The 16,580-nt window shown below is 52.9% G+C and carries 17 protein-coding genes and 1 tRNA gene; 2 read left to right on the forward strand and 16 right to left on the reverse strand.

The features are described from left to right. Positions 1-82: 82 nt before the first annotated feature. The 13 genes from secG to EVJ20_RS06485 all read right to left on the reverse strand — a co-directional run bounded on the left by secG (position 83) and on the right by EVJ20_RS06485 (position 13,834). Entirely contained in the window at positions 83-307 is a 225-nt protein-coding gene (gene secG, locus EVJ20_RS06425; RefSeq protein WP_012726902.1) for a preprotein translocase subunit SecG, read from the reverse strand. Between the two features lie 73 nt (positions 308-380). Then, positions 381-1,268 (reverse strand): YitT family protein, encoded by an 888-nt coding sequence (locus tag EVJ20_RS06430; RefSeq protein WP_167615727.1) that lies wholly within the window; start codon positions 1,266-1,268, stop codon positions 381-383. 55 nt (positions 1,269-1,323) lie between these two features. Next, on the reverse strand, positions 1,324-2,661 hold the full coding sequence (locus EVJ20_RS06435; RefSeq protein WP_201740010.1) for a glycosyltransferase: 1,338 nt from the start codon (positions 2,659-2,661) through the stop codon (positions 1,324-1,326). Beyond that, positions 2,658-3,866, reverse strand: coding sequence for a glycosyltransferase family 4 protein (locus EVJ20_RS06440; protein WP_236636184.1), 1,209 nt, complete (start codon positions 3,864-3,866; stop codon positions 2,658-2,660). Before EVJ20_RS06440 ends, EVJ20_RS06435 begins: the two co-directional genes overlap by 4 nt. A gap of 21 nt (positions 3,867-3,887) precedes the next feature. Next, a complete protein-coding gene (galU, locus tag EVJ20_RS06445; protein WP_131507328.1) occupies positions 3,888-4,769 on the reverse strand; it encodes a UTP--glucose-1-phosphate uridylyltransferase GalU in 882 nt (293 codons plus the stop codon). A 532-nt stretch (positions 4,770-5,301) separates the two neighbouring features. Further along, positions 5,302-6,603 carry a phosphopyruvate hydratase gene (eno, locus tag EVJ20_RS06450; RefSeq protein WP_070328705.1) on the reverse strand — a complete coding sequence of 434 codons (1,302 nt, stop codon included), beginning with the start codon at positions 6,601-6,603 and terminating at the stop codon, positions 5,302-5,304. 33 nt (positions 6,604-6,636) lie between these two features. Beyond that, the gene (gpmI, locus tag EVJ20_RS06455; protein ID WP_131507330.1) at positions 6,637-8,175 is read right to left on the reverse strand and encodes a 2,3-bisphosphoglycerate-independent phosphoglycerate mutase; all 1,539 of its coding nucleotides are present in this window, start codon (positions 8,173-8,175) and stop codon (positions 6,637-6,639) included. Further along, the gene (gene tpiA, locus EVJ20_RS06460) at positions 8,176-8,928 is read right to left on the reverse strand and encodes a triose-phosphate isomerase (protein ID WP_070328703.1); all 753 of its coding nucleotides are present in this window, start codon (positions 8,926-8,928) and stop codon (positions 8,176-8,178) included. A gap of 18 nt (positions 8,929-8,946) precedes the next feature. Further along, entirely contained in the window at positions 8,947-10,131 is a 1,185-nt protein-coding gene (locus tag EVJ20_RS06465) for a phosphoglycerate kinase (protein ID WP_070328702.1), read from the reverse strand. A gap of 98 nt (positions 10,132-10,229) precedes the next feature. After that, the gene (gene gap / locus EVJ20_RS06470; protein WP_131469815.1) at positions 10,230-11,237 is read right to left on the reverse strand and encodes a type I glyceraldehyde-3-phosphate dehydrogenase; all 1,008 of its coding nucleotides are present in this window, start codon (positions 11,235-11,237) and stop codon (positions 10,230-10,232) included. 60 nt (positions 11,238-11,297) lie between these two features. Further along, a complete protein-coding gene (locus EVJ20_RS06475) occupies positions 11,298-12,323 on the reverse strand; it encodes a sugar-binding transcriptional regulator (RefSeq protein ID WP_201738329.1) in 1,026 nt (341 codons plus the stop codon). 112 nt (positions 12,324-12,435) lie between these two features. Continuing rightward, positions 12,436-12,693, reverse strand: a complete 258-nt coding sequence (locus EVJ20_RS06480; protein ID WP_070328700.1) for a glutaredoxin family protein — start codon at positions 12,691-12,693, stop codon at positions 12,436-12,438. A 1-nt stretch (position 12,694) separates the two neighbouring features. Further along, positions 12,695-13,834 (reverse strand): RNA polymerase factor sigma-54, encoded by a 1,140-nt coding sequence (locus EVJ20_RS06485; RefSeq protein ID WP_131507332.1) that lies wholly within the window; start codon positions 13,832-13,834, stop codon positions 12,695-12,697. A 124-nt stretch (positions 13,835-13,958) separates the two neighbouring features. Between EVJ20_RS06485 and EVJ20_RS06490 the strand changes: the two genes are divergently transcribed. Together EVJ20_RS06490 and clpP are read left to right on the forward strand one after the other, a co-directional pair. Beyond that, a tRNA-Arg gene (locus tag EVJ20_RS06490) sits at positions 13,959-14,031 on the forward strand. A gap of 114 nt (positions 14,032-14,145) precedes the next feature. Then, positions 14,146-14,760 carry an ATP-dependent Clp endopeptidase proteolytic subunit ClpP gene (clpP, locus tag EVJ20_RS06495; RefSeq protein ID WP_255569836.1) on the forward strand — a complete coding sequence of 205 codons (615 nt, stop codon included), beginning with the start codon at positions 14,146-14,148 and terminating at the stop codon, positions 14,758-14,760. A gap of 40 nt (positions 14,761-14,800) precedes the next feature. Here clpP and EVJ20_RS06500 read toward each other — a convergent pair whose 3' ends face one another. From EVJ20_RS06500 to EVJ20_RS06510, 3 genes are read right to left on the reverse strand one after another with little or no spacing between them, the layout of a single operon-like run. Beyond that, positions 14,801-15,496 carry a MerR family transcriptional regulator gene (locus EVJ20_RS06500; protein ID WP_131507333.1) on the reverse strand — a complete coding sequence of 232 codons (696 nt, stop codon included), beginning with the start codon at positions 15,494-15,496 and terminating at the stop codon, positions 14,801-14,803. A gap of 57 nt (positions 15,497-15,553) precedes the next feature. After that, positions 15,554-15,994, reverse strand: coding sequence for a hypothetical protein (locus EVJ20_RS06505; protein WP_131507334.1), 441 nt, complete (start codon positions 15,992-15,994; stop codon positions 15,554-15,556). A 60-nt stretch (positions 15,995-16,054) separates the two neighbouring features. Continuing rightward, positions 16,055-16,579 (reverse strand): DUF2179 domain-containing protein, encoded by a 525-nt coding sequence (locus EVJ20_RS06510; protein WP_233589578.1) that lies wholly within the window; start codon positions 16,577-16,579, stop codon positions 16,055-16,057. Between the last annotated feature and the right edge of the window lies 1 nt (position 16,580).

Consider the following 16,580-nt stretch of genomic DNA (forward strand, 5'->3'; position numbering starts at 1 on the left):
ACATTCCATTATTCCCAAAAAATAATGCAAAAAAACAAAAGCTGACCGCCTCACGTAAAAACCGAGAACGATCAGCCTTTCATCATAGTGATGCGACTAGTAATCCTAAAATGAAAAACAATGTGCCTAGTACAGCTGCAGTTCGGTTCAAAACAGCGTCAAAGCCGCGTGCTTTCTGGCGGCCGAACAACTGCTCCGCGCCACCTGCAATCGCCCCAAGACCTTGCGACCGACCTGACATGAGCAGTACGACGACAATCAATAAAACAGCCACGACGAGCAGGCTGATTGTAGCGATCGTTTGCATAATAGTCAGTTCCTCCTTCTTTTTACACGCTTCTTATTATATAGAAGTTGTGATAAAAACGCCAGCTTTCAAATTAACGGGATGGGTAGCTGAACCCTTCCCCGATCACTTCTTTCACTTGGTGGATGACGACGAACGCACGAGGGTCGGTCACTTCGACGATTTTCTTGAGCGGACCGACTTGGCGCTTGTCGACGATCATGTACAACATGTTCTTATCTTGCTTCGAATAATGGCCGTGACCGTGGATGATCGTCGCTGAGCGGCCGAGCGTCTCCGTCAAGACGGCGGCGAGCTCTTCGTGCTTGTCGCTGATGATCGTGACGGCTTTCCGGATGTTCAACCCTTCGGCGACGAGGTCGATGACCCACGAGCCGATGATGATGGCGATGAGCGTATAAAGCACGACTTGTTCCCCGAGGAAAAAGCCCGACGCCCCGACGACGATGACGTCGATGATGAACATCGAGACGGCGACGCTCATGTGGAGATAGCGTTCCATGAGCCGGGCGATGATGACCCCGCCCCCGGTCGTCCCGCCGACGCGGAGCACCATGCCGATGCCGACACCGATCAAGATCCCGGCATAAATCGCCGCGAGCAGTTTATCCTCGGCCGGGCTGCCCCAGTTATGGGTCAAGCTGAGGAAGAACGACGTCGCGACGACGGCGACGACGGAATAGACCATCGTCCGGCGGTCGAGCAACTTATAGCCGACGATAAACAACAGGCCGTTCCCGATGATCGACGTGATACCGAGGTCCCAACCGAACAAGTAGTACAAGATGATCGTGACCCCGAGCAGGCCGCCTTCCGAGAAGGCGTTCGGGACGGTGAAGTAGTTGACCCCGAAGGCGAGGATGAACGACCCGGCGATGATCCAGGCGATGTCCTTCAATGAGATCGATTGGAGTTTTTGCCAAACTTGTTGACGCAAAAGATGTTGTTGCTGACGTTTCATAAAAAATCCCCTTTCCATTTTGCATATAAAAAAGACCGCGGCAAAAGCCGCAGTCTTAACGTTGTACTGGCTTTGGCGCACCGTCTTTCATAATCGGCAACTTGCGGTCTGCGACGTTTTCGTAGACGTTCAAGAGTGCCTCTTTTTCCAAATCCCAGTTATATTTCTCACGCGCCGTCTTCGTGTTCTCTTTGACACGGGCGTAAAGTTCTTGATCTTCGAGCAGGCGATTGACGCCTGCCGCAATCGATTGTGGATCGTGTGAGTCGACGACGACACCGACGTCGTTGCCGGCGACGACACGTTCGATCTCAGGGAAGTCACACGACACGACCGGCACTTCGGCCATCAAGTATTCGAACAACTTGTTCGATGACGCCGAGTAGTGATTGAAGCAGACGTTGTTCAACACTTGGAAACCGAGATATGCGTTCATCGTGTAGTACGGTAACGCCTCGACCGGCACTTTATCAATCATCTTGACGCGGTCGCTGACGCCTTCGTCCTCGATCATCTGTTTGATGACCGGCTTCAGTTTCCCATCGCCGATCATGACGAGCGTGCCTTCTTTAAAGTCTTTCGCTGCCAAGACGAGTTGTTCGAGACCGCGTCCCGCTTGGACGCCCCCTTGATAGAGCAAGATCTTCTCATCTTGCGGCAAGTCGAGCAAGGCGTGCAAGTCTTTCCGGAGCGAGAAGTCGAGCGGACGGTAGAACGGATAGTTATGGAGCACGTACGGATAGAAACCGTACAACTCTTCGTTGTGCGCCGCACGCGTATGGTTCTCGACCATCATCGAATCGACGTATGGCAACAACCAGCCCTCAAGGTTACTTTGGATGTAGCCGTAACCGGTCCGATCGGTCTGGACCTCATGCGAGTCGTAGACGATCTTGCCTTTATTGACGAGTTTGCCGGCGATCAACGCCTGCGGGAGCGTGTTCAAGTCGTTCGCGTGATAGAAGTCGTACGACTTCTTCGTCGAGGCGAACACCATCTCGAGCATCGCGCTCGCGTTGACGATGTTCTTACGGACCGCCGGGAGCAGGATCGCACCCGCTGCCGCGCCGAGACCGAGCATCGTCAGTGGCGCGAGGATGACTAATCCCGCCCCGACAAGTCCAGCCCCGAGTTGGCGCGTCTTCTTCGTAAAAATCCACTTCTTAATCTTACTCGCAACTTTCATCCCGTTCACTAAAATCGACGGTTGACGTTTCACGCGGATGACGCGGAAACCTTCTGGTCGCATTTCTTCGGCCGGAAGCTCTTTGTTTTTAGGGTCTTGCAAGGCGATCAAATCGACCTCGTACCCCGCCTCGGCGAGCGCCGAGCATTCGCGAAGGACACGGGCGTCATTCGTAAAGTGGTTCCAAACAAACATACATACCTTCATCGTTGTTCCTCCATCAATAACTTTTCGATCACGTCGTCGAGGACGTGGATATTGTTTTCCCAGCACAGGTTGTCTTTCACGTAACGGATGCCGTTCGCCCCGAACTTATCGCGCAGGTCAGGACGATCGAGCAATGTCCGGAGTGACTGTTCAATCTCGTCGATGTCACGCTTCCGTGACACGTAGCCGACTTCCGCCGCTTCGATGACATTCGCCGCATGGCCTGACACCGCAGCGACGATTGGTTTGCCGACCGCCATATAATCAATCAGTTTACCCGGGATGACCGTGTCAAACACGTCTTGGTCGATCAGGCTGACGAACGCGACGTCGGCATTTTTGATCGCTTGGAACGCCTCCGTCCGTGGCATCGCCTCGAGGAAGAGGAAGTTCTTGAATCCGCGGGCTTTAATCGTTTCTTTCAATTCGTTCTTCCGATAACCGTAACCGATCAGCTTGAAGTGGACGCGTGGCTCGTCGCGGAACCGCTCCGCGAGTTCAAGCAAGAGCGACACGTCTTGGGCGAGCCCCATGTTGCCGGCGTATAAAATCTCCATCCGGTCGTCTTCGGGAACGGTCCGCTCCAAGTTGCGCTCGCTCACACGGATCGAGTTCGGCATATAGTGGATCATGCCGTTGTCGACACCACGTTGGCGCAAATAGCTGCGGAAGCCTTCCGAGTTGATGATGATCGCATCGGCCGACTTGTAGAGCCGCTTCTCGAACCAAAACGCGGGCGTGAGCATCCAGTCGTACTTGAACACACCGACACCTTTGACCGACTCCGGCCACAGGTCACGGACGTCGAGTACGAACGGGACGCCATGTTTTCGCTTCGCATACACCCCGACGAACGCCATAAAAAAAGACGGGGTCGTCGCGAAGACGACATCCGGTTTCGTATCGAGTGCTCTGACGGCGGCGACACCTTTGATCATCTGTTCGAGGAACAAGGCGAGCCGGCTCAACATGTTCGACGTATGCTTCCGCTTTTTCGTGATGAGTCGCTTGATGAACGGTTGGTTGTTCAGCTCCGTGTCGTTCCAGAACCGGTCGTCTTTATACAAGTTGAAGTTCGGATACGACGGGGCGGCCGTGATGACCTCGACCTCGTAGCCGCGTTCTTTCATGAGATGCGTAATATTTTGCATCCGGTTGCCGGCGCTGCCGATCTCCGGATAATAGTTTTGACACACCATTAACATTGTTTTCAAAAATAACACACCTTACTGTTGTTCGAGTTCGTCCACGAACCGATTTAACAGCTTATGGACGTTGGTTTTTAAATCTGGGTCGCATAACGCATAGGCAATCGTCGCCTCGATAAAGCCGATCGGTTCCCCGACGTCAAAGCGACGTCCGTCAAATTCGTAGGCGAACACCGTCTGCGCCTCGTTCAAGCGCGCGATGGCGTCCGTCAATTGAATCTCGCCCCCGGTACCGACCTCTTGGGCCGATAACGCCTCAAAGACGTCAGGCGTCAAAATGTAGCGGCCGAGGATGGCGAGGTTCGAAGGCGCTTCCCCGGCGGGCGGTTTCTCAACGAACGTCCGCACCGGGATGAGCTTCCCTTCGACGGCAAGCGGGTCAATTATACCATATCGATTCGTCATTTCATACGGGACACGTTGGACCCCGATGATCGAGCGTTCATGTATCTCGTACTGCTCGATGAGCTGGCGTGTCGCCGGCACTTCCGCCTCGATAATATCATCGCCCAAGAGGACGGCGAACGGTTCGTCGCCGATGAACTTGCGGGCACACCAAATCGCGTGGCCGAGTCCTTTCGGCTCCTGTTGGCGTATGTAGTGGATGTTGGCGAGGTTTGACGAGTGGCGGACCGACTCGAGCAGCTCCGTCTTCCCTTTCGACTCGAGGTTTTGTTCGAGCTCGATGGCCCGGTCAAAATGGTCCTCGATGGCACGTTTGTTCTTCCCGGTCACGATGATGATGTCCTCGATGCCGGAGGCGACCGCTTCCTCGACGATGAACTGGATCGTCGGCTTGTTGACGATCGGGAGCATCTCTTTTGGCATCGCCTTCGTCGCCGGCAAGAAGCGCGTGCCGAGCCCAGCGGCTGGGATGATGGCTTTGCGTACACGTTTCATGGACCTATCCCCTTTTATCATTATGTAGATGATTATACCCAAAAATCCGACTTTCACGCACGTAAAAAACGGCCGTGACATGCGTCACGACCATTTCCGATCGTCCATATACTTATACAGGAACCACCCGCCGACACCGAGCGCAATGAGAAGAAGGAGAAAGCCGCTGATCATCATGACGAACGCCTCCTTTTACCTACACTAGTCTATTCCCGGAAATGCGAAGGGATATGCGCTCCGTCTTGGCGGCACCGATGCTTTCTGCAGGCAATCCACGGAGCCTCCTCGCGCTTACGCGCTTGCGGGGTCTCCGCGCGATTGCTTTCCTGCAAGAGTCACGGTGCCGCTCGGACGGAAATCAGACGGTGGGCGACTCCTTGGGGAGAGTGATGCAAGGATGACCCCGTAAAGCGCGCAGGCGCTGCGGAGGCATCCGCATCACCCCAGGAAAGCGTCCCGCCGTCTGATGAACGCCTTCTCCCCCCCTCCACAAAAAAACAGGCCCGCCATAAGGCGGACCTGAAACAATCAATTATTTTTTGAGGTTTTTGAGGTTGTAGAACGACTTGATGCCGTCGTATTTCGCTACATCGCCGAGCATGTCTTCGATGCGGAGAAGTTGGTTGTACTTCGCGATACGGTCTGTACGCGAGAGTGAACCTGTTTTGATTTGACCAGCGTTTGTCGCAACTGCGATATCAGCGATTGTCGCATCTTCTGTTTCACCAGAACGGTGCGAGATAACTGCTGTGTAGCCAGCTTTTTTAGCCATTTCGATCGCGTCGAATGTTTCTGTGAGCGTACCGATTTGGTTAACTTTGATGAGGATCGAGTTCGAGATGCCTTTTTCGATACCTTCAGCAAGTTTCTCAGTGTTCGTTACGAAGAGGTCATCCCCAACGAGCTGAACTTTGTGACCGATTTTATCAGTGAGCAATTTGAAGCCGTCCCAGTCGTTTTCGTCGCAACCGTCTTCGATTGAGATGATTGGGTACTTGTCAACGAGCTCAGCGTAGAAGTCTACGAGCTCAGCAGTTGTCATTGACTTGCCTTCGCCAGCGAGTTCGTACTTGCCAGTCGACTTGTCGTAGAACTCAGACGATGCAACGTCCATTGCGAGGTAGATGTCTTCGCCAGCTTTGTAACCAGCTTTTTCGATCGCTTCAAGGATAACTGTGATCGCTTCTTCGTTCGACTTAAGGTTTGGTGCGAAACCACCTTCGTCACCGACAGCTGTGTTAAGACCCATACCAGAAAGAACTGATTTGAGAGCGTGGAATACTTCTGCACCCATGCGGAGCGCTTCGCGGAACGTTGGCGCGCCTACAGGCATGATCATGAACTCTTGGAAGTCAACGTTGTTGTCAGCGTGCGAACCACCGTTGATGATGTTCATCATTGGAGTTGGAAGCGTCTTCGCGTTGAATCCACCGAGGTACGTGTAAAGTGGAAGGCCGAGCTCGTCTGCTGCTGCGTGTGCTGCTGCCATTGAGACACCGAGGATCGCGTTTGCGCCGAGTTTACCTTTGTTTTTCGTACCGTCGAGCTCGATCATTTTCGCATCGAGTGCGTTTTGGTCGAAGACATCGTAGCCGATGAGTTCAGGTGCGATTGTGTCGTTTACGTTAGCAACGGCTTTGAGTACGCCTTTACCAAGGTAACGTGACTTGTCGCCATCGCGAAGCTCTACTGCTTCGTGCTCACCAGTTGATGCGCCTGATGGGACGAGGGCACGACCGAAGCCGCCGTCTTCTGTGAATACTTCTACTTCGATTGTTGGGTTACCGCGTGAATCCAAAATTTCGCGTGCGTAAATTTCTGTGATCATTGACATAAAAATCGCTCCTTTTTGTTTGGAAAATGTAGTTTACTTCTTAACGATTGACGTACCGGTCATTTCAGCCGGTTGCTCTCCTCCGAGGAGGTGTAAGAGCGTCGGCGCGAGGTCGCAAAGCGAACCTTTCATAACTGGTTTCAGTTCAACGCCTGGCTTCGTGACGATACACGGTACAGGTTCTGTCGTATGGGCCGTCATCGGTGAGCCGTCCGGGTTCGTGACAAGGTCAGCGTTCCCGTGGTCCGCCGTGATGATCGCCGCGCCGCCTTTGGCGAGTAGTGCGTCCACTACTTTACCGAGGCATTCGTCGACGACTTCGACCGCTTTTTTCGTCGGTTCAAGCATACCGGAATGGCCGACCATGTCCGGGTTCGCGTAGTTGATGATGTACGCGTCGTACGTGTCTGATTCGATTCGCTCGAGAAGACCTTCTGTGAGCTCGTATGCGCTCATTTCCGGTTTCAAGTCGTACGTCGCTACTTTCGGCGACGGGACGAGGAAGCGATCTTCACCTTCGAACGGTGTTTCTTGTTGTCCGTTCAAGAAGAACGTGACGTGCGGGTATTTCTCAGTTTCCGCTGCGCGGAGCTGTTTGTACCCTTGCGCGGCGAGCGTTTCGCCGAGCGTGTTTTTCAAATCTTCCGGCGGGAAGACGATATCCGTATCGATCTCATCCGAGAATTTCGTCATCGAGACGAGCAAGACGTTCTCCGGATGCGCGCTCGAGAGCTCGAACCCTTTGAAGCCTGTCTTCTCTTTGAACACTTTCGCGAGTTCGATCGCCCGGTCCGGACGGAAGTTGAAGAACATGATTGCGTCGTTGTCTTTGATCGTCGCGACCGGTTGACCGTCTTTCTCGATGACCGTCGGCAAAACGAACTCATCTGTCAAACCGTCTGCGTACGACTTGTTGAGCACGTCGACCGCATTCGTTCCGACTTCGCCTTTTGCGTTGACGAGGACGTCGTAAACTTTTACGACGCGTTCCCAACGGTTGTCGCGGTCCATGGCATAGTAACGTCCAGACACACTAGCGACTTGACCGACACCGAGTTCAGCGAGCTTCGCTTCCGTCTGTTCGAGGAAGCTTGCACCTGATTTCGGATCACAGTCACGGCCGTCCGTGAAAGCGTGAATGAATACTTTTTCAATGCCTTGGAGTTTCGCGAACTCGACGATGGCGAACATGTGCTGGATGTGGGAATGGATCCCACCGTCTGAGACGAGCCCCATGATGTGGAGGCTTGAATCATACTTCTTCACATGTCCCGCCAAATGGTTCATCGCTTGACGGTCGAAGAGCGACCGGTCTTTGATGGCGTTGTTGACGCGTGAAAGTGACTGATAGACGACCCGGCCGGCACCGATGTTCAAGTGACCGACTTCCGAGTTGCCCATCTGACCTTCCGGGAGACCGACGTACTCACCTTGCGCGTTTAACAGCGTGTGTGGATACGTCTCCCAGTAACGGTCGAAGTTCGGTTTGTTCGCCGCAGCGACCGCATTACCGAACGTTTCGTTCCGCATACCGAAACCATCTAAGATGATAAGGGCGACAGGTCTTGCCATTTAAATCGCCTCCAACAACTTGAGGAACGAAGCAGCTTCGAGTGAAGCACCGCCGACGAGTGCGCCGTCGATGTCTTCTTGAGCCATATACTCCTTGATGTTCTCAGGTTTGACTGAACCGCCGTATTGGATGCGAACCGCAGCCGCCACGTCTTCACCGTAAAGGCCTTTTACAACGTCGCGAACGTATTTGCATGAGCTTTGCGCGTCTGCTTCGTCCGCTGATTTGCCAGTACCGATTGCCCAAACTGGCTCGTACGCGATGACGAGTTGTTTGACTTGGTCAGCTGAAAGATCGGCGAGGCCACCTTCGACTTGCGTCTTGATGACTTCTTCGAACTTGCCGCCTTCGCGCTCGTCAAGTGTTTCACCGACACAAACGATTGGCGTAAGACCGTGTTCGAACGCTTTTTTCGTTTTGCTGTTGATGAACGCATCTGACTCGCCGAAGTATTCACGGCGCTCTGAGTGTCCAAGGATGACGTAAGTGACGCCGAGGTTGGCGATCATCGCCGGGCTCGTTTCACCTGTGTATGCCCCGCTGTCTTTGTCGTACATGTTTTGCGCACTAAGCTTTAAGTTCGATCCTTTAGCCGCTTCTACCATTGGGGCTAAGAATACTGCTGGTGCACCAATCGCCGCGTCAACTTTGTCCGTTGACGGGATATTGTTTTTAACTTCCTCTACGAAAGCGACCGCTTCCGAGAGTGTTTTATTCATTTTCCAGTTACCTGCAATAATCGGTTTACGCATCGATAATCCTCCTCAGTTTTACTTGTCGTTCAACGCTTCGACGCCTGGAAGTTTCTTGCCTTCCATGAATTCGAGTGAAGCGCCGCCACCAGTTGAGATGTGACTCATCTTGTCAGCAAGGCCAAACTTGGCTGCTGCCGCGGCTGAGTCGCCACCACCGATGATTGAATACGCGTCGCTGTCTGCGAGTGCTTGAGCGACACCTTTCGTTCCGTTAGCGTATTTATCGAGTTCGAATACGCCCATCGGTCCGTTCCAAACGACAAGTTTCGATTCGCGAATCGCTTCCGCGTAAATTTCGACCGTCTTCGGTCCGATGTCGAGACCCATGTGATCCGCAGGGATCGAGTCGATATCGACTGGTCCGACGTATGTTTCTTCGCCGAATTCTTTCGCAATCACAGCGTCGACCGGTAACAAGAACTTCACGCCTTTGTCTTCTGCTTTTTTCATGAACTCACGAGCGAGGTCGAGCTTGTCTTCTTCAAGGAGTGACGTTCCGACTTCGTTCCCGAGTGCTTTCGAGAACGTGTACGAGAGTCCGCCACCGATAATGAGCGTGTCAACGATGTCGAGAAGGTGGTCGATGACCCCAATCTTGTCAGCAACTTTCGAACCGCCGATGATAGCCGTGAACGGGCGATCCGGGTTCGAGAGCGCTTTGCCGAGCACTTCAAGTTCTTTCTCCATCAATAAACCAGCAACCGCCGTGTCGACGTTTTGCGCGATCCCTTCCGTCGAGGCATGGGCACGGTGAGCCGCACCGAACGCGTCGTTGACGAAGACGTCAGCGAGCGCCGCAAAGCCTTTAGCGAGTTCTGGATCATTTTTCGTTTCACCAGGGTAGAAACGGACGTTTTCGAGAACGACGACGTCACCTTCACCAAGTTTTGAAACGGCTTCTTCTGCAACTGGACCGTACGCTTCTTCAGCGAGCGGGACGTCTTTGCCGAGAAGCTCACCTAGACGTTTTGCAACCGGTGCGAGCGAGTATTTTTCGTTCTTCTCGCCGCCTGGACGGCCGAGGTGGCTCGCCAAAATGACTTTCGCGCCGCCGTCGATCAAATGCTTGATCGTCGGAATAGCTGCTTGGATCCGCGTCTCGTCTTGAATGACGCCATCTTTAGTTGGAACGTTGAAGTCAACGCGGCAAAAGACGCGCTTCCCTTTTACATCGATGTCACGAATAGACTTTTTGTTCATAAACTTCGCCTCCATATGTCGTGCGTTTAAATTTCATAAATAGAGCGGAGAACAATCTCTTGTTTCCGCTCCTATTTGGTTCTATTTAGTTCACGAACTTACTTCGCGATTTCAGCAAAGTGCTTGAGTGTGCGAACCAATTGTGCAGTGTATGACATTTCGTTGTCGTACCATGCAACTGTTTTAACGAGTTGCTTGTCGCCGACTGTCATGACTTTCGTTTGTGTCGCATCGAAGAGTGAACCGTAAGTGATTCCGACGACGTCAGAAGATACGATTTGGTCTTCAGTGTAACCGAATGACTCGTTCGCTGCTTTTTTCATTGCTGCGTTGATTTCGTCAACAGAAACTGTTTTCTCGAGAACTGTTACGAGCTCAGTCAATGAACCAGTTGCGACTGGTACACGTTGTGCTGCGCCGTCAAGTTTACCTTGAAGTTCTGGGATAACAAGGCCGATCGCTTTAGCCGCACCAGTTGTGTTCGGTACGATGTTCGCTGCTGCCGCACGTGCACGACGGAAGTCACCTTTAGGGTGTGGAGCGTCGAGTGTGTTTTGGTCGCCAGTGTAAGCGTGGATTGTTGTCATGAGACCTTCGATGATTCCGAACTGATCTTGGAGAACTTTCGCCATTGGCGCCAAGCAGTTTGTTGTACAAGAAGCACCAGAGATTACTGTCTCAGAACCGTCAAGGATTTCGTGGTTCGTGTTGTAAACAACTGTCTTCATGTCACCTGTAGCCGGAGCCGAGATCACAACTTTTTTCGCGCCAGCTTTCAAATGAAGCTCCGCTTTTTCTTTGTCTGTGAAGAATCCAGTACATTCGAGAACGATGTCAACACCGAGCTCGCCCCATGGAAGTTCTTCTGGGTTACGGTTAGCAAGTGTAACGACTTTCTCGCCGTTTACGAGGAAGTGACCGTCGTGTACTTCAACTTCTCCGTCGAAACGACCTTGTGTCGTGTCATATTTGAGAAGGTGAGCAAGCATCTTCGTGTCAGTCAAGTCGTTGATTGCAACAACCTCGACGCCTTCACTCTTCAAGATCTCGCGGAATGCCAAGCGACCAATACGTCCAAAACCGTTAATACCAACTTTTACTGTCATAGTTAATTTCCTCCTTAGGGTAGAAGCTATTTATTAGAAGAGCCAACGGGGGTCAACTCTTTAATAACGAGTTAATAATTCTGTGGCCGCACCTTCGTCTGTGACGAGGATGATGTTCGGCCTATGTTTCGCATATGCGGCAATCGCTTGTGCCTTTGACTTTCCTCCGGCGACGGCGATGACGGTGTCCATGTCGTCGAGCTCCTCTAATTGGATGCCGACCGTCTTGACCCGATGAACGATTTCGCCTTCTGCGTTGAAATAATATCCGAACGCTTCGGCGACGGCTTCGTGCCGTTCGATCATCCGCAAATGCTCCGGTGTGGCGTGACGACGTTTTGCCATCGTTTCGGCCTCACCAATTCCATGTACCACTATTCGAGCCGCTCTAATCATTTCCAGCACATTTTTTATGCTTGGTTCCTCCACCATCCGTTCAAACGTCTTTTGTGAAACCTCGTCTGGAATGTGGAGTAAATGATAGTCGGCGTGGGCCCGGTCCGCCATTCGAGAACAGACGGTGTTCGCCTGTAACTCGAGCGTTTCGCCGAGTCCGCCGCGTGCCGGCACGAAATGCATCGGTCGTTCTTTTTTATCGGGCGACATCATTGCCGCAACCGATGCCATCGTCGTCCCGCCTGTGACCGCGATGATATTGTCGTCAGGTGCCAGTCGCGCTTTTAGTTGCGTGACGGCGGCCCGACCGATATCTCGCTGGACCCAGAACGTCTCGTCCGAATCTCCCGGTACGATGACGACTTGGCGAACGCCTAGTTTTTGCTCGAGAACTCGTGCGATTTGTGAAATCCCTAGGATTTCTCCCATGACCTCGTGCAAGTCTCTGAGAACGTTTCGGCCCGATTCTGTAAGTGAGATCCCTTGGGTCGCGACTGTGAGAAGACCTTGGTCTTTCAAAAAGTCGACTTCTCGTCTTAAGATTCGTTCCGTCAGCCCGAGGCTTGTGGCCAACGTCCGGCGGCCGATTGGCTGCATGAGCCGGACATAATGTAAGATGTCATAACGATGTCGGAGCGTGTCGAGCAGGTCAGGGACGATTTGCTTCTGAACTTGAATCAGTTGCTGGATCATGCTCATTCCCCCTCGACTTAAAGTGTGGACAAAAATTGTCCCACTTTTATTTTTACGTCCCACCGCTACGAGTTCATCTTACCAATCACCTTACCGTCTGGCAACCCCTTCAAACGTTTTTTTTCGATGTAAGCGTATACTTAACAAATTCTTCAACTTTCTCATCATCGTATCGCCCTTGACTGATAAGGGTTCCTTCATGTACAACGACGGGAATCTCAAATAAATATTTTTCTTCAAGCAACGCGTCGCCCGTGATGTCGATTTGCTCGAGCTCGAACGGATAATCTTCCTGTAGCCATTCGAGCATGACGAGCGCCTCCTCACAAAGCGAGCAGTTCTCCCGGCGATATAACGTCAGTACCATGTCATGTCTCCCCTTTCCATAACTGTCGTTCCCGCTCCCGCGAATTGCCAAAACCTAGCGCCTCGCGATAATTCGCGACCGTCCGCCGCGTCACCGTGTAGCCGATCCGGGCCAGCTCCTCGGTGAGCGCCTGGTCGCTCAAAGGCGCCGTCTCTTGTTGGATCAGCTCGGCGAGCGCCCGTTTAATCATGAACGGGGCTTGGCCGTGGTACGTGGCGCGGACGAAGAAGTGACGCCACTCCATCACGCCGCCCGCGGTCTTGGCGTACTTGCCTTGAATCGCGCGGCCGACCGTCGACTCATGCTTGCCGATCTCGATGGCGACTTCTTTTCGTGTGAGCGGATGCAGGACGAGCTGCCCACGGAGCCAGTCCGCCTGGCGTCGCTCGATGACGGCCCACACAGAGCGGAGCGTCTCTGCGCGCATCGCGAGCGTCTCTTGCCACCACTTCGCCTCCCGGTCCGAACCGACGTCTAAGGCGATCATCGGGCTGAACCACGTCGTGATGAGTTCCCCGTCTTGAACGACGACCTCGAGTTCGGGCAGAATATGCTCGGTTTCTTCATATAATATCGGTGTCCTCGGGAGCGTGGCGACGATTCGGCTGATTCGCTCGTATTCGTCAGTCGTCATCCCGAGCCTGTCCGCTATATGCTCGACCTTTGCGTCAAGCGCCTCGAACACGTCGAGCACGTGTGGATCGTCATGCTCGATCGCGTGACGGTATTGGCAGTCATGTTCTGAAATCGCACCGATCCCGGTCGGCTCTAAAAATAACAGTGCGCGCCGGGCCAGATCGACGTCCGTCATCTCGACACCGAATCGCTTCGCGAGGACGGCATCGGTCTCCGGCAGTAGCCCGCGATGGTCGAGCGCCATGACGAGTTGCTTTTGAAGCTGCTTTTGGGCCCCGGTCCCGCTTCCTTCGTCAATCTGTTCAAATAGCCGTGCTTCAAAACCGCCCGCCGCGTCCGCAATCCATTCGACCGTACCGCCCGTTGTGACGTGCGCGTTTCGTTTAGCCAACCGGGCGAGCTGCCACTCGAGCGCGACCCGGTCCGCCTCAAGAACCGGCAGACGCCGGACCATGTCTTGTGTCAGCTGAAGCTTCTGCAGTTGTTGCTGTTCTTGCCGTTGCATCGGTCACACCCCTCTCACTTCTAATTGTAACGAATGGTCGCCGAACGCGCTTGCAAAAAAAGACATAACAACAGGATTGCTTTTTCAAAAAAACAATTGTATAATAAATCGTGTCAGAGAACATGCACCCGTAGCTCAGGGGATAGAGCACTGGTTTCCGGTGCCAGGTGTCGGGAGTTCAAATCTCTCCGGGTGTATCAAATCAAGAGGTCAGGCAGATGCCTGGCCTCTTTTGTCGTTTATAATTGGGCGAACGGTGGAATATGTGAGAAACAAAGACTATCGTTTGACCAACATTGACTATAGCGGTTATGATAGGTTTACACGATACATACAAGGAGGCAAATTCAATGTTAATTCCAACAGTTATCGAACAAACAGGTCGCGGGGAACGCGCGTACGACATTTACTCACGCTTGCTTAAAGACCGGATCATCCTTCTCGGAAGCGCGATCGACGACAACGTCGCCAACTCGATCGTCGCCCAGCTTCTTTTCCTTGCAGCTGAGGACCCAGATAAGGACATCTCACTCTACATCAACAGCCCGGGTGGCTCGATCACTTCCGGAATGGCGATCTACGACACGATGAACTTCATCAAGCCGAACGTATCGACAATCTGTATCGGAATGGCCGCATCGATGGGTGCCTTCTTGCTCCAAGCCGGTGAAAAAGGTAAACGCTTCGCGCTTCCAAACGCGGAGATCATGATTCACCAACCGCTCGGCGGAACACAAGGTCAAGCGTCGGACATTAAAATCCACGCCGAACGCATCATCAAGATGCGTGAGAAGTTGAACCAAATCATGGCCGACAACACAGGCCAGCCGCTTGAAGTCATCGAGCGCGACACAGAGCGCGACTACTTCATGTCAGCTGATGAGGCGAGCAACTACGGTCTCATCGATAAAGTCATGACACGTTAAACCAAAAGCGCCTTTCCCAGCTTCGGGAAAGGCGCTTTTTTTATTGGGTCGGTAACCAAATCTCAATCAAATCATCGGCCCCATCTTGCCCATGGATATAGCGCTCAAAATCAACTGCATCACGCAACGTCACATCCGGCAAAGCCAAAAGTTGATCGTACGTCGATGGAATGGCCGGGATCCCTCCTTCGACCGTTGCGACCAGGTAACGTCCTGCCGACAATTCGACTTGTCTTGCACCCTTCCCATGTACGGGTTCGGTCATGCCGGCCAGATAAGCTTCTTCTCTCGGCAAACAGACACCGTACGATTCGTTTGTCGTCAGCTCTGGATTTAGTTTTTCCCATACGACCGAGATTGCTGTGAGTTCGGATACGTACCCGTTCACAACTTTAGGTTGCTCCCACGTCTCATAGCGAACATTCATTTGATTCCCTCCTGTTTGCATCCATTCGATTTGTTGCTCGATTTGTCGCAACGCCTCGATTTCACGTTGGACTTCATCAAGCCTCCCTTCAAGTAACTCGCTCACACTTCCTGCGGTCTGAATCTGTTCGAGCGAAATGCCTATTTGCCGCAATAACTTGATTTCGTTCAAGCGTCTTATTTCTTCTATTCCGTATAACCGATACTGATTGTCTAAACGAGTCGGCTGGACGAGCCCTTTCGCTTCATACCACTTTATCGCTTTAATTGACAACCCCGTTAGATGGACAACTTTTCCGATTTGAATCATTGGCGTTCCCCCTTCTCGTTTATGTTAAAGCCGTCCGTAACGGACAGGTCAACTCTTTTATTCCTCGACCTTGACGCCGAACACGTAACGGCTGTCGCCTTGTGCCCAGTCCCCGCCCGTCTCGAACAAATAGACGCCCGGTTCATCGGGAACGACTTGCTCGGACGGGACGAGTTCCCCGTCGATAATCTGATTGAATGAAAAGTTCGAAGGCTCGGCGTGGAACGTCACGTCGATTTCAGCACCTGGTTTGACCGGGACGAGCTGCAGGTCGTCCGCTCCCGGTAACCCGTGGTCTTCACATACCCCTTGTCCCTCATCGGACCAACAAAACGTCGACTGTCTCACTTCGGCGGTCACTGAACCGACCCGGACCGTCGGCAGTGGCGGGCGCAGCGACGATTCTGTTTTCCAAAAGGATATCGCGAGCAATCCTCCCCCGACTACCAGTAACCCGATCACCAACACCCATCGCCCTTTTCGCTTCAACACGCTCATCTCCTTTCCCTGTCTATTCCCCACTCCACAAAAAAGGACCCACTTTCGTGAGTCTTCCGTTCATTTCGGGCGTCGGAGCCCTTTCAACATATATCCACCTTTGAAATCGACCGGGTCGAACGCGACGAGGAACGCCTTCGGTTCATACTCCTCGACCAGTTGGCGCAATTCTTTCATCCGCGTCCGAGCCGCCAAGACATCAAGACGATAACGCGTTCCATCACGGCCTTGGCCTTGATAGTGCGTCACACCGTATCCGCTGTCGCGCATCTTTTGAATGAGCTCAGCCGGAAACTCTTGCGTGTGGACTTGGATCATGTTGTAGCCGATCGCAAGTTTCCGCTCGACGAAACCGCCGAGAAGAATACCGAGCCCGAACCCGACCGCATACACGATCATCCCGAGCGTCGTCAAATCTTGAAAGACGATACCGAGCGCAAAGATGTAGATGAGCGTCTCGAGCGTCCCGAACATGGCCGCAATCACCGTTTTCCCTTTGACGAGCATGATCGTCCGAAGCGTGAGCACCGGTACAAATAGTAATTGTAATAATAAAATGAGCAAGAGTTGGCTCGCTTGTCCCATA

This window comes from Exiguobacterium sp. SH0S1 (assembly GCF_004337165.1).
GTDB classification, from domain to species: domain Bacteria; phylum Bacillota; class Bacilli; order Exiguobacteriales; family Exiguobacteriaceae; genus Exiguobacterium; species Exiguobacterium aurantiacum_A.

Bases quoted from the DNA above. Each gene is read 5' to 3' on its own strand.
- EVJ20_RS06480 (WP_070328700.1), bottom strand. From the start codon at position 12,693: ATGGTACTGACGTTATATCGCCGGGAGAACTGCTCGCTTTGTGAGGAG.
- EVJ20_RS06485 (WP_131507332.1), bottom strand. From the start codon at position 13,834: ATGCAACGGCAAGAACAGCAACAACTGCAGAAGCTTCAGCTGACACAA.
- EVJ20_RS06440 (WP_236636184.1), bottom strand. From the start codon at position 3,866: ATGTTAATGGTGTGTCAAAACTATTATCCGGAGATCGGCAGCGCCGGC.
- gap (WP_131469815.1), bottom strand. From the start codon at position 11,237: ATGACAGTAAAAGTTGGTATTAACGGTTTTGGACGTATTGGTCGCTTG.
- secG (WP_012726902.1), bottom strand. From the start codon at position 307: ATGCAAACGATCGCTACAATCAGCCTGCTCGTCGTGGCTGTTTTATTG.
- EVJ20_RS06465 (WP_070328702.1), bottom strand. From the start codon at position 10,131: ATGAACAAAAAGTCTATTCGTGACATCGATGTAAAAGGGAAGCGCGTC.
- eno (WP_070328705.1), bottom strand. From the start codon at position 6,603: ATGTCAATGATCACAGAAATTTACGCACGCGAAATTTTGGATTCACGC.
- EVJ20_RS06510 (WP_233589578.1), bottom strand. From the start codon at position 16,579: ATGGGACAAGCGAGCCAACTCTTGCTCATTTTATTATTACAATTACTA.
- clpP (WP_255569836.1), top strand. From the start codon at position 14,146: ATGATAGGTTTACACGATACATACAAGGAGGCAAATTCAATGTTAATT.
- galU (WP_131507328.1), bottom strand. From the start codon at position 4,769: ATGAAACGTGTACGCAAAGCCATCATCCCAGCCGCTGGGCTCGGCACG.
- EVJ20_RS06500 (WP_131507333.1), bottom strand. From the start codon at position 15,496: ATGATTCAAATCGGAAAAGTTGTCCATCTAACGGGGTTGTCAATTAAA.
- tpiA (WP_070328703.1), bottom strand. From the start codon at position 8,928: ATGCGTAAACCGATTATTGCAGGTAACTGGAAAATGAATAAAACACTC.
- gpmI (WP_131507330.1), bottom strand. From the start codon at position 8,175: ATGGCAAGACCTGTCGCCCTTATCATCTTAGATGGTTTCGGTATGCGG.
- EVJ20_RS06430 (WP_167615727.1), bottom strand. From the start codon at position 1,268: ATGAAACGTCAGCAACAACATCTTTTGCGTCAACAAGTTTGGCAAAAA.
- EVJ20_RS06505 (WP_131507334.1), bottom strand. From the start codon at position 15,994: ATGAGCGTGTTGAAGCGAAAAGGGCGATGGGTGTTGGTGATCGGGTTA.
- EVJ20_RS06435 (WP_201740010.1), bottom strand. From the start codon at position 2,661: ATGAAGGTATGTATGTTTGTTTGGAACCACTTTACGAATGACGCCCGT.